The organism is Pseudogemmobacter faecipullorum (assembly GCF_020539525.1).
GTDB lineage: Bacteria > Pseudomonadota > Alphaproteobacteria > Rhodobacterales > Rhodobacteraceae > Pseudogemmobacter > Pseudogemmobacter faecipullorum.
Genome location: NZ_JACDXX010000027.1, coordinates 1 through 13,253 on the forward strand (window position 1 = coordinate 1; position 13,253 = coordinate 13,253).

General features: G+C 59.5%; 6 protein-coding genes and 1 pseudogene. 3 read left to right on the forward strand and 4 right to left on the reverse strand.

Translation table 11 applies throughout. The features are described from left to right. Positions 1–378 (reverse strand): transposase (locus tag H0485_RS18905; protein ID WP_226937483.1); only part of this gene is annotated, 378 nt, incomplete at its 3' end. Positions 379–947: 569 nt separating this feature from the next. On the opposite strand from H0485_RS18905, the gene H0485_RS18910 reads away from it, so the two are divergent. After that, on the forward strand, positions 948–8,504 hold the full coding sequence (locus tag H0485_RS18910; protein ID WP_226937484.1) for a UvrD-helicase domain-containing protein: 7,557 nt from the start codon (positions 948–950) through the stop codon (positions 8,502–8,504). Between the two features lie 232 nt (positions 8,505–8,736). On the opposite strand, the gene H0485_RS18915 is transcribed toward H0485_RS18910, so the two are convergent. The 3 genes and pseudogenes from H0485_RS18915 to H0485_RS18925 all read right to left on the reverse strand — a co-directional run bounded on the left by H0485_RS18915 (position 8,737) and on the right by H0485_RS18925 (position 10,027). Then, positions 8,737–9,419, reverse strand: a protein-coding gene (locus tag H0485_RS18915) for an IS6 family transposase (RefSeq protein WP_226937485.1) whose coding sequence is annotated in 2 segments (ribosomal slippage) — positions 8,737–9,293 and positions 9,293–9,419 — 684 coding nt in all. Because the reading frame shifts where the segments join, the coding sequence is not laid out codon by codon here. A 168-nt stretch (positions 9,420–9,587) separates the two neighbouring features. After that, a pseudogene (locus H0485_RS21920) lies at positions 9,588–9,677 on the reverse strand (NAD-dependent protein deacylase); the annotation flags it as partial. Next, positions 9,674–10,027: a hypothetical protein gene (locus tag H0485_RS18925; RefSeq protein WP_226937487.1), complete on the reverse strand. Its 354-nt coding sequence runs from the start codon at positions 10,025–10,027 to the stop codon at positions 9,674–9,676. The gene H0485_RS18925 and the pseudogene H0485_RS21920, both read right to left, overlap by 4 nt. 182 nt (positions 10,028–10,209) lie before the next feature. On the opposite strand from H0485_RS18925, the gene H0485_RS18930 reads away from it, so the two are divergent. After that, the gene (locus tag H0485_RS18930; RefSeq protein ID WP_226937488.1) at positions 10,210–12,213 is read left to right on the forward strand and encodes an AAA family ATPase; all 2,004 of its coding nucleotides are present in this window, start codon (positions 10,210–10,212) and stop codon (positions 12,211–12,213) included. 49 nt (positions 12,214–12,262) lie between these two features. Then, complete coding sequence (locus H0485_RS18935; RefSeq protein WP_226937489.1) at positions 12,263–13,198, forward strand: helix-turn-helix transcriptional regulator; 936 nt, start codon at positions 12,263–12,265, stop codon at positions 13,196–13,198. Positions 13,199–13,253 lie beyond the last annotated feature (55 nt).

Here is a 13,253-nt window from a genome sequence, read left to right on the forward strand (position 1 = left end):
GCCGCTGCCCCGCAGTTTGCGGTGCTGGGCAACAGCTCCCTTTTGCCTCAGGAGCCGAGAATTCCATAAGACAAGCTCCGCCATCGCAAAATACGCTGACGCCTTGCGCAAGATCTCATTCGCTTGGCGCAGTTCGCGGTTCTCACGCTCCAAGGCCTTCATCCTCTCGGCCATCTCGCTCGGAATACCCGCGCGTTTGCCGCTGTCGACTTCGGCCTTTTTGACCCAATCGTTCAGCGTGTTGGCCGAGCAGCCGATCTTGGCAGCGATCGAAACGATCGCTTGCCAACGAGACCCATGCTGCACCTCGTTGTCGAAAACCAGGCGCACGGCGCGGTCACGCACTTCAGGGGAAAACTTGTTCGTTGTCTTGCTCATGATGCTCCACCTTACTCAGGAGTTGGAGCCTCCGGCAAACTTGGTGCGGTTCAATGGGTTTCGCTGGCGCGGTCCTTCGGCTCTTCATCATCTTCAACTCCAACTGGGATAAAGATGAGCCGCAAAGCCTCCGCTACGCAATCACGCCAAACTGTTCCAAGGGTGCTGATGGCGGACAGTCATGGTCTTACTCGAGTTATTTCCGCTCCTCAGCTCTGAAACGCGGTCCGTGTTTGCAAGCGTGCGTGTGCCAGCGGCATTATCTGCCTCAGAACGCATGATAAACCACATAGAAGTAAGATGTGGTAAATTTTATTATACAATTCAATGAGATACGCATATTAAGAGGCAAGGAAGGAGCACGCTCCGTTTACATGGAGCTTTTTTTTATAAGGCTTCTGGGTCATACCAACACTAGTTTAAACCAAGGATTCATTCTTCAAATACCTTGGGCATTTTAATCTTTTGGTAGTCCTTTGAATATCCAGCAAACCGAACACCCTTCCCCTCGCATGGGACGTAGCGACGCTCAATTACGCCGATTAAGCCTACTACGCCTGCCGTTTTTGATGAAAGTCGAGCGTATTGTCGAAGATCGCGGGTTCGGATTTGCCAAGCACGTAGACGAAGATGAAACGTATTTCTTCCACGTCAAATCATGCCTCGCTGGGCAAAGCGATTTTGAAGCCTTGCATGAGGGAGATCTTTTACTTTGCCAAACTGGCTCGCGGCCATCGGAACCCGGCCGCCGTTGCATCGTGCAATGGATCCGCGTGTCTTCCCTAGATTGGGGCGGGGACGCCCCGCCGGAATCTCAACTCGATCTCAATGTCACTCGCCGTGTAGCTCTGAGCGAACGCTCACTGGCTCAACTTCATCAGCATATGGAAGCCAAATGGTATGTCGGCCAATGGGCGGGGGAAGCCCCCGCTGACCTGCGCGACCCGCTGCTTGGTGCGATCTGGATAAAGAAGATCGGCACTTGTGACGCGATTCATCTCATCCAAGAGCGTATTCCAGAACGCCTTGCGCAGTGCCGCTTCGATTTTCGTGAACAGATCGATCCCGACAACCCGCTTTGCTCTGTCAAAGACCTGCTGTGCAATTTCACCGTTGAACAGCTGCCCGCTATCGGTAAGCCGCAACTGGCTTGGCTTGAAGAGGGACGTGTCGAGCCCCCTTTAATGAACGCTGCGCATGACAACGGAAATTTAGCCAACGCGCACCTAGACGACGCGGATAAAGCAGCCATCTTGCTCTGGTTCGTTCACCGTTTCTTATCGGCACCCGATCAGATCGACCAGGACGGCTGGCTTGACGGAAAACATACCTATGAGGCAATTGCGGCGAGACATCTGCTCTCGTCTCATCAGGATATCCAATCGCCCCTTCAACCTTGGTATCTGAAGCTTGCCGCGCGGGGGCTTTTGGACCAGGAAATCTGCGATGATCTTGCCGCGCGATACCCATCGGCGGCTGCGCGGCTTTACAGCCAGCTGTCACTCGAGCGGCAAAACGACATCCGTGCACGCTGGCGAACCAATCCGGAGGATCTTGCGACCGCCATCACCGCAGATCACACTTTGATTGACCAGCTCATTTGCCAGGATGTTCTGGTCATCGATCTTGAAAGCGATGGTGAGAAGATTTGGCAAATCGGTTGCGCCTGCATCGATCAAACGACCCGCCTTTACGACGCGCAGGACGGCGCGCCGCTCGAGCCCGCGCTGGAAAAGCTCTCTGCGCGGCTGCGGTCCGCGCGGCTGGTGATCGGCCATAACATTCTAGAGTGGGATTGGCCGATACTTGAAAGCTATGTGGCCCCGACAGCACCGCCGCTGATATGGGACACGCTGTTTGTCCAATATCTGCTGGATCCGCGCGCACCGACGCATGCGCTTGGCGGCAGTCACAACGCCGAAGACGACGCAGACCTCACGCTCAGGCTCTTCGTCTCGCAACTGCACGAACTGCCCATCCCCCTCATAGCCAGGGTTTTGGCCGGTGCTTTTGAGACAACGGCAGACCTCTTTGCCGCGATTGCACCGGTTCTGGTCGCCAGGGCCCCAGTCACACGGACGATGCCCGACGACCTCGCGGCCGTCGGGGACATGCCGCCGGCCCTGATCCTTCTGCCGGATCATGCGCTCAGCGATCTTAACTGGGTCGCGGGCGCTGTTATCGTTTCAGCCGACACCGAAGCGGGCCTGGACGCTGCATACTGGGAAATAGATCCTGAGCGTCTGGCGCAAAATCTGGGGAGTTGTGTTGGGACGACACCTGCCGTCGCGGTGCTGTTGGCCCTGTCACAACGCCTGCAGACCGAGGGCATCCCCCTGCGCCGCTCAATGCTGCCTTTGTGGCTGGTTGATGGCGCGGCTGGGCTGGAGGAGGCCATTTCCCGCGCCAGTGTCGTGCCGGCCAATCCTGCCGCTCAGGCCGTCGCGCCCTTCCCGCGCCGTGCCGCCTGGTGGCACAGCGCCGACGGCACAGCCATTTCGGCAATGCTGCCAGATGGCCAGGGGGTGCTGCTGGAGCAGCCCACCCCCCAGCTACATGACAGTGCCACTTCGCCCGGCATGCGTTTCGCCCCTCTGATTACCGTCCGAGAGGCGGATACGCCTCTGTGGCTCCTGCGCGACTGCGCCGCGCAACGTATCGATATCGGGGGCGGTTGGCGGACCTTCCACCATGTTGTTCCCCCGTCGGCCATGACCCGCATCACGCCGCGACTTTCCCCGGCCACCCTTCGTCCGCGCCTGGCTGTGCGGGCGTTTGCAGCGCTTTTCCCAGGCTCGAACGACCAGTCCTCTTACTGGATCGGGGTGCTGGAGGCGCTTTACACCCTGAAAAACGAGGTAGCGCCTTCGGACGCGGCGACAGAGGGGGGCGTCGTTCAGATCCTTCTTGTCGCGAGTTCAAACAGCCAAAGCCTTGTGAACCTGTTGCGCGAAGCCTGCACCACCATTGGTCTTGCCGAGCTGCGTCCGTCACACCGCACCCGTCGAGAGCATCTACGGCGGGCCAGCGCCCGCAAGCTGGTGGTCATAGATCACCTTGAGAACTGGCGGGCGTGGAGAGACGTAGCACGCGATCTGGGCATTCCTTTGCAGCCGGTGGTCGATGCCCTTCCGCTTGGGGAATGGTTTGCGCGCGCGCAGTCAGATGCGGTCTGCGCAGAGAAGCCAGACACTGGGACCGAAAGCCCCGACGCGCCGCCTGCGACCGCCATTACAGAGGCAAATCTTCTCGAGGCTCTGCCGACGTTAATGACCCGTTTCCTAGACGAGTGGCTTTGGAGCACGGGGCTTGGCACCGCGACCCAGGCGCCGGTCCTGCTCGACGCGCGGGCCGAGGTTTTCCAATACGAAGTGCGGAGCCTTGCTGCAAAGCATGCCCTAGAGCCATCGACTTTGACTGCAGACGCCCGGCACCAGCTGCGCCTTATTTTTGAAATCCTGCAGATCGAGCGCGAGGAAGCGCCGTCTGATCTCGCAACGATGGAGACGTTTCTCACCGCCAACTGGCAACCGGCCGGCACTGCGGGCGGCAATACCGTCAGCGGTTTCAAACCCACTCAAAAGCGAGCAATGGAGGCGATCCGCACCCGGACAAGCGACGTCATGGTGACCCTGCCCACGGGGGAAGGCAAATCGGTGCTGTTCCAGGTGCCAGCTCTGTGCCGTGGCCTTCGAAATCGGCGTCTGACGCTGGTGCTGTCGCCGCTGAAAGCCCTGATGCAGGACCAGGTGCTGCGGCTGCATGAACAGGGTTTTGCCATTTCAGTTGATTACATCAATAGTGACCGCCCCCGCCACGAACAGGCGGATGCGTTACAGGGTGTGCTCGACCACCGCACAGTGCTTCTCTACGTGGCACCAGAACGGCTGCGCAACGCGCGGTTTCGCGATGTTTTGCAACGCCGCATAGAGGCCGACGGCGGCCTAGAATATATTGTCTTCGACGAGGCCCATTGCATCAACCAATGGGGATATGAGTTCCGGCCCGACTATTTCCACGCTTTCAGCTATCTGCTGGGGCACCTGCGGGGCCCGGATTTCCCAGATCCGACACCGGTCCTTTTGCTATCGGCGACACTGACCGCCTCTGACCGGGTCCGCATCGGCGACCTCCTCGTCCACAATATCTCCAAGCAGCAGCGCCTTCCTCTCTCCATCTGCCCAGATCCCGAAGATGTAACCAATCCCCTTCGTGCGCATATCGCGGTCTCGCCACTTATTGTGCAGGGCAACATCCTTGAAACCAAAGATTTCGAAAATGCCCTAGCAGAGCGCATCCCCTTCATTCTCAAAGCTATCTGGAAAGCACGTGAGAATTTTCGCACGACTGGGCAACGCAGTGCCGTCATCATCTTCGTGGGACGCCGTGCCCACGCGGACGATCTTGCACGTCGCTTAACCGACGCCTCGGGTTGCGATGTGGAAAGCTACCATGCGGGTATCGATGCCGCCACGAGGGAAGAAATTTACACGCGCTTCAAGGATGGCGATCTCGATGTCCTCGTAGCCACAAAAGCATTCGGCATGGGCATGGATATTCCCGATATCCATTGGGTCGTGCATCTCTCACCGCCGACTTATCTTGAAGATTATCTCCAAGAGGTCGGCCGTATCGGGCGCGGTGCGATTGAAAAGCGCCGGGCCGGGCTCGAGCGGATGGAAGCGCTGCTCTTAGGCTCAGCGGCGGACTTTGAAAGCATGCGCAGCCTGCGCGCGCAAAACGCTATGAATATACCCGATATCAATGAGATCGAGAGAAAGATCATTGATATCGCGGAGGACATCGAAAACCAGCGTATCGCTTTCGTGCCCAATCATGGCTTTGAGCCCTACGATTCTGCAGCCAAAATGCGCGCCAATGCCACCAAATTGCGCATGGCGCTGTTCTGGCTGGAAAAGGCAGAGCACCTGACACTGCTTGGGCAGGTTCCCGATCTGCTCAGCGTGACACTTTCTACCAGCCGACTGTCTCCCATTGCCGCAGAAGCTTCTCCGATCGGGCGCATAGCTCAAGCGCTCCTGGCATTGGCTCTCGACGAAGACGAGAATGAAAAGGCAGACCACGGCATAACGCCTGTGTCTGAGCGCACAGAGGGGGGCATTCTCAGTTGGCTTACCAGCATGATCGGTTTGCGCAGTGCGGCTTCGAAGCCTGCTTTGCTTCCCTTGCGCCGATCGACGTCCATCGCACGCGCGACCCTGCAGCCTGCTGTCATCAACATTGCCCAGATCCGCAAGCAATGCTCGATCGTCTCGCGCGATGAGACCATGGCCTGCCTTGCAGAGTTGCAGCAGCGCAAGGCCGTGGAAATGAAATGGGTGCTGGAATTCGTCACGCGAGCGCTTTTGGATGAGCCTCAGAACCGCATCGACCGCCTGATTGATACCGTAGCCTCCGCCGTGCGCCGGCTCATCAGCCAATTGGAAACACGCGGGCGGATCGAGTTCCGACCATACGCTTATCTCGATCCGGAGGCCTTTGACTTCTGGCCAGAGGCAGACATATCCCTCACCGATAAAGAGAAGAAGGATAGGGAGGCGCTGCTCAAACGCTACAACCGTGCTTTCCTCTACGGTTTTCGCAGTCTCGCTCGCGGCAGTAGTGTCCGCCTCAAGCAGGTGGTGCGTAGCGCCCATGAGGAGGTGCAATGGTCAGCAGGCCTGTCCTCTGCGAAGCATTGGCATGCGCTGAACGAGTGCAAGACACTGGTGGCCATGCTGCCCACGCTGTTGTCCATCTTCAAAGCCGCGGTGCAAGACAATCGCACAGAAGTCGACGCCTATGAAGTGATCCGCAAGATTGGCGCTGCACACCCGCGCAACGAATTCCGCGTGCGCGACCTCGAGGCGCTTCTGCGTATTGCCTCGTCGCTCAATTTCGTGAACGTGCAGCCAGATCTTGTGCCGCTATCCTATATCATTGAGCTCAACGGCACCACCACGGGCCTCGGCCAGCATTCCACCCTTGTCGAAGAGCTCGAGGATATCAACGCCCTGGCCGAGACGCGCACCTTTGCTATGGAGGTCTTTGCGAACCTTCCCAACAGCGCGCGTGAAAATTTCATTACGGGCTATTTTGCACAAGCCAATGGCGCGGGCCTTAAGGCCTTCCTCGAAGCCCAGCTGGGCGAGATAGAAAATGACGGCGATGCCGCCAGTGCGTTTATCACGGGTAAGCTTGACCAGTTACGCGCGACCAAAGCCGATGCATTCTTTAAACGGTTCGAGCAATCCGAAGAGCCTGCACAGTGGGCCGCCATGTCACACCCCTATAATCAACACCTTATGGTCAACGCAGGGCCGGGCGCGGGCAAGACCTCGGTCCTCGTCGGGCGCGTCGCGCATCTTATCCGGTTCCAACATGTTAAACCGAGCGACATTATCGTTTTGGCCTTTAACCGTGCCGTGGTCTTCGAGATCCGCAAACGCATCCGCGATCTGTTCCGCTCGCTTGGCTATGCTGCCTATGCCTCACATGTGCGCGTCCATACCTTCCACGGCCTTGCGCGGGCAAGCCTCAGCGATACGCCCGGCGTAGAGATGGCGAACCTGCTGTCGAGCTTTACCAGTCGTCTCTCCAGTGACGCCGCCTTCCGCGACAAGGTCGCGGGCGGCTGCCGGAGCATCCTGATCGATGAATTTCAAGACGTATCCGACGATGTCTACGACATCATCAAATGCCTGCATCAGGGCAGCGGGGAACGAGCCGGCGTCATGGTGATCGGCGACGACGACCAGGATATCCTGAGGTGGCAGCGTCGTGCCGACAGCCGTAAGCGCGGTGGCTTTGCAGAGGCTTACTTCGATCGCTTCCGCGACGACTTTGGAGGCGATACATTGCAGACCCTTCAGCTGAGCGTGAATTTCCGCTCGGAAGCCAGCGTCGTGGATCTGAGCCAATCTATGATATCTGGTTTCTTTAAGGCAAATACGCGCTCGCGCCGTCTCAAGACCTCCCTTTTACGACCTTCATCCAGCGCAGGTCAGGGCCACTGTGACAGGATCATTACCACGGATTGGGATCGACATCGGGTCCTGTCCAGTGTCGTCGACATGTCACAACACCTGATAGCCGAAAACCCTGGTTCCCTCGCCGTGCTCTGCCGCACGAATGACGAAGTGGCAGAAGTCCACCGTGCGCTCAGCACTGTGTTCCCGCAGATAACTGTCCAAAGCAGCGAGAATATGCGCATCGCTGACCTACGGCATGTGGCACTCTGGTGCGAATTCCTTGAGGATTCACTAGCCAGCTCTGATCGCGCTTTGTCCCCCACCCTGCGCGAAGAGCTTCTGCAAGGCTTCCGAGCTTCCGTCGCCATTCCCGAAACGGCTAACGCAGCCGAAGGCGACGTAGAGCTTGGCACACTATGGGATCTTTGCTGCGGGGAAAGTGTGTTCCCGCATCTCTCGACACTACTGCGCTTCATCCGCAATCTACAGCGCGACGAACTCTTGCGGCTCACAGGGCAATACGGCGCAAGCCATGAGGTCGTGGTCTCCACAATCCACAAGGTCAAAGGGTTGGAATACGATAATGTCGTCATCGTGCCATCCCGTGCTTCATTCGGGGATACGACAGCTGGGGCTGAGGCTCTGGAAGAGGACGCCGCAGAAGAGGCGCGCCTCCTTTACGTGGCCCTTACCCGTGCTAAATCCCGTCTGGTCAACTTCATCGGCCCCCGTGAGTATGCATGGGCGCGTGCGCAACCGCGTTATCAGGCAGGCGCTGAGGGTGGAGACAAAGTCCTGACGGGCGCGCATAACCAGATCGCCCTAGGCTGGGCCTTTCGCCGCACGAGTTTCAATCCCGATCCCGACAATTGCCAAGAATATATCGAAAGACAGGTCGTAGTCGGCGATCGCCTGAAACTGGGAGGTGTCGGCTCCCGTCGAGGGATGACGCTCATCCATATTGATCGCACCGGCGCAGAACGGCAAATCGGATGCCTCGCTAGCCGCATGGGAAGCGGTGCTGCGGGCGCGGATCTTCGCGTCAGCGCTGTCATCCGCTACCCCATCGACATACGCGACCAAGGCGCAGTTGGTGTGCTCTGTGCAGCACGCGGCTGGGGCTACGCGGTTCTTGTAGCAGGTCGTCTTCGTTAATCCCCAGCCGCCTCGCGTGGGAAACGCGGGGCGATGAACCTAAGGGGTAGACGAATGAGTATTCGTTGCTTCGGCAATCCAAGGTTCGCCAGCTGATCACTCAAATAAAACCATTTCCCATCAGCTGGCGAGCATAAAGGTCAATGAGCTCGACACGACCCTCGCGGACGACTTGCAGTGGCTCTGTCGCAAAGACTTTGTGTGAGGCGCCTCTCCCAGCTTCAGGGCGAATTTATGCCGCCATGTCTGCAAAGATCTGGAAAGCGGTTTGCCCGTTATCCGGGATCTGGCCCTTCCGAATCATGTGTGCAGTCTCGATGCCGGCGATGGTGGCGGTGGCAGAGTGAAAGGCCTTGAAGCTCATCATAGGACCGGTGATCCTTTTGATGAAACGATGATCCTGCTCGAGGATATTGTTCAAATACTTGACCTGACGAACCTCAATGGTGCGCCCGCTTCCGGTGAATTTTAGGATCACATTGACAGCGCGCAGGCCGGCCAGATTGGCGCCGCTCTTGTCAATCACGACCCGATCGGGCACCCCGTTTCTGGCAATCGCCTGCCTGAAGAACCTCCGGGCAGCCGCCATGTCTCGGCGCTCAGACAGCAGAAAATCAAGATTCTGACCGTCCCGGTCCACGGCCCGGTAAAGATAGGTCCACTGACCTTTCACCTTGATATAGGTCTCGTCCATCCGCCAGGAAGAGGCTGTCGGCCGCTTCCGCGATTGTGCTCGAGCCGCGATCAAAGGCGAAAATTTCACCACCCAACGGTTCAGCGTGGCATGTCGACCCTCACCCCGCGCTCAGCCATGATCTCTTCAAGATCGCGGTACGAGACCGCGTAGCGGAGGTAGAAAAATACCGCATAGAGGATCACCGACTTCGGATAGTGCACCCCCTTGAAATCCGTCATGATAATCGATCCTAGCTATCTCTTTGACAACGCAGACATATCATGGCGCTCCGACACATCCAGAACTTTGCGACAGAACCTCGAGCGGCGCATCAAAGCCGCGAAATTCCCGGCCGTCAAAAGCCTGGACAGCTTCGACTTGGGTCACTTCTAAGCGGCAATCAACACCCAGATCCCGTCTCGCGACCGAAAGGTCCCGAGGCCGCTTTCGGCCGAAATCCCAGCCCCGGTCAGAACAACCAAAGATGACCCAGTCACGACATCACCCCACGCAATGGAGCGACCTCGAACGGCTGGGGATCGGCAATTTTCCAATCAGCGGGGAAGCCATCCTCATCGAGCAATGAGCGGGCGGAAATGGTCACCGCAGGGGCCTTTCCCTTCCGGGTCACAGAAACCCCGATCAGGCGTTTAGGGTGTTCATCAAACGACATAAAGTCCAACGCACCAGAGAAGAAATCCTCGACAAGGCGCGCCAGAACGCTGGGTTCCATCGTGATCCCGGGCATCATGCCAGGCTTACCGTCGATTTTGACAGTCACCGAAACAGTGCCGAGATCAGATGCGGCGCTCAGGGAATGGTATTCAGGAATACGTAGCAATTTCAACTATCTCCAGAGATGTAGCCCGTCGGAAGCGGGCCTTACAAACTCCATACCGGGTAGGCGCGACAAATGCGGTCGTATCAATGCTGAACACATCGCCCTGAACGAGAGATATACCAACTGGACGGCACGTCCAAATCTGTCGCATCCACGCCTTACCTCTCTATCAACCGATGGAGAGCCGCATGAACCACGAACAATACTTGACCCTTGACCTGATCGCCCGGCTTGCAGGCCGCTTCGGGCCTGCGAGCCGAGTCGCGAAGGAACTGCCTGGCTGGCTGGAGTATCTGACGGAGATCGAATGCCCGGAGCGGCCGCGCACCCAGCCCGGCGCGATCTGGTGGGAGAAGATCCGGCAGATCAGCCGCAATCTGGTCCCGAAATCCGGCGGTGGTGAGGGCGATATCCTGAACCGGAACTGCGCCATCCTCGGCGCGCACTTCGGCCTCTCGGAAGTTGAAGTGGGCATCCTGACCTTCGTCGGACATTACAAGGTGTTCGACGGGTTCGAGCATGTGGTCGACGGTGCCCTCGACACGAAGGAGGTCACTGTTCCGTTGCTGCTTTCGTGGTTCTGCAAGGCGGCGGAGGCCGAAATCCGCGCTGCCCTCCGGCCCTCGGGCAGGCTCATTCTGTCCGGGCTTGTCCAGCGGAACCGTCCGGGGCGTCATAATCGCATGCCCTTCGATCTGTCCGACAGGCTGCTGGCTGCGCTCATGGCGGATGTGACGGGCGTCAGCGATCTGATCGGCCTGATGTTTCCCTTGGCCATGGCCCCTGAGGCCGAATGGCAGGATTTTGAGGGGCTAGGGGAAGATGCCGGGATCATGCGCGACCTGATCGTCCAGGCAATGGCCATGCGGGAAAAGGGGGTGAACATCCTTCTTTATGGCCCTCCCGGCACCGGCAAGACCGAGTTCGCGAAAGTGCTGGCCTATGACATCGGCGCGGAACTGCGTGCTGTCGGTGAGACCGATGATGAGGGCGGCGAACCCTCCCGCCGCGAACGGCTCGCCGAAATGGGAATGGCTTGCCGGATGCTCGGCGAACGCAGCGACACGATCCTCTTGTTCGATGAAATGGAGGATCTGTTCGGAGCCGCCAACCCGTTCTTCGGCAATGACCGGCCGTCCAAGGTCCACACCAACCGGATGCTGGAGAGCAATCCGATCCCGGTGATCTGGACCACGAACTCGATGGAAAGCTGTGATCCCGCCTTCCTGCGTCGGATGAGCTATTCAGCGCTGATGCGACCCCCCTCAGGCCGAGTCCGGGCGCGGATCTGGCAGCGGCTGGAAGTACGGCATGGGGTGGGGATCCCGGCGGCCAGCCTGCCGGATCTGGCAGAGCGGCACAATCAGGCTCCGGCGTTGGTCTCGGATGCGATGCGTGTCGCACGGCTGTGCAAGGGCGGTGACCAGATGGTCAGCAAGGTGCTGGATGCCGCGGCCCGGCTGGCGAAGGGCGGCATGGATGCGCCACCGCGCCACCATTCCGAGGTGCCGTGGCAGCCGGAACTGGCCAATGCCGATATGGACCTTGCGCTGATCGAGGCGCGGCTTGCGGCACCGGATGCACCGAGGCGGGTGAGTTTCTGCCTCGACGGTCCCGCAGGCACCGGAAAAAGCGCCTGGGCCCGGCATCTGGCGCAGCGGATCGGCATGCCGGTGGTGGAGAAGCGCGCTTCGGATCTGATCTCGAAATGGCTGGGCGAGAGCGAGCAGAACATCGCCCACGCCTTTGCCGAGGCGCGCGCCGAGGGGGCGCTTCTGATCTTCGACGAGGCCGACAGCTTGCTCGCAGACCGCCGCAATGCCGAACGCAGTTGGGAAGTGTCGCAGGTGAATGAGATGCTGACCTGGATGGAGAGCCACCCGCTGCCCTTCGTCTGCACCACCAATCTGGTGGAGAAGCTCGACCCGGCGACGCAGCGGCGCTTCACGTTCCGCATCCGTTTCGACACGCTGTCTGGCGCGCAGATGGTGGCGGCCTGGCGGGCGCATTTCGACGCGGTGCCGCCTGAGGGCCTCACGCGGCTTGAACGACTGGCGCCGGGTGATTTTGCCAATGTCGCCCGCCGGATGCGGGCGATAGGCGAGGCGCGGCCCGCGCAAATCCTGCATGAGCTGACCCGCGAGGCGGCCGCGAAAGAGGGGGCATCGCGCCCGATCGGCTTTGGCCGTTGACGCCCCGAGACCGCGCCGCGAAGGTGGCGCGGTATTGCCCGGAGGCCCCATGCGCTACGCCCGTCAGGAAGATCTGCAAAAACTCGCCCTGATGATGCAGGGGTCTGCCGAGGGGATCTGCCTCGACGATATGACGCGCGAATTCGGCGTCTCCCGCCGCACGGCGGAGCGTATGCGCGATGCGGTCCGCAATGCCTATCCGCAGATCGAGGAAATTCCGGGCGATGGCGGTCGCAAGTACTGGCGCTTCCCGCCGGGCGCACTGGGCCGGATGGTCGAGCCCACTCTGGACGAATTGACGGCAGGCCACCGGGCCGCAGCCATCGCGCGGCGCGAAGGCGATGACGTGACCGCTGAGACGCTGGAAAGATTGCTCACAAAAGTGCAGGCTATGTTTCGCGCGGATCGCCGTCGTGTGATCGCGGCTGATCTCGAGGCGCAGCTCATGGCCGATGGCGTCGCCTTCCGTCCCGGCCCGCGAGAGAACATCGCGCCGGAAATCCTGTCGACCCTTCGCGAGGCAATCCTCGCCGGCGTCATGGTGTTGAGCGACCACCGCGCCCGCGGGACGGGCAAGCTGTCGCGCAACACGCGCCTTGGCCCAATCGCCATGCTGTTCGGTCAGGGGCGGCAATACCTGCTGGCCTGGAGCGAATATCAGGACGACTTGCGGTTGTTTGCGCTGGCGGGATTTGAACAGGTTGCGCTGGAGGCTGACAGCTATACCCGCCCGGAAGGTTTCGATTTGCAGGAATGGCTCGCCGAGAGCTTCGGCATCTGGCGTGAAGAGCCGCAGGATGTCGAGTGGTGCTTTCTGCCCGATGTGGCGGAGGAGGCCGCAGGATATGTGTTCCATCCGAAGCAAAGCATGGAGAGACTAGAGGACGGGTCTTTGATCGTGCGGTTCCGCGCCGGGGGGCGGCAGGAAATGGAATGGTATCTGGCGAGGTGGGGAGACCGGGTTGAGGTGCTGTCACCAGGGTGATCCGCGCGCCAGTTGCTCTTACGCCCGATTGCGCCAACCCAACTCGAACCAAGAA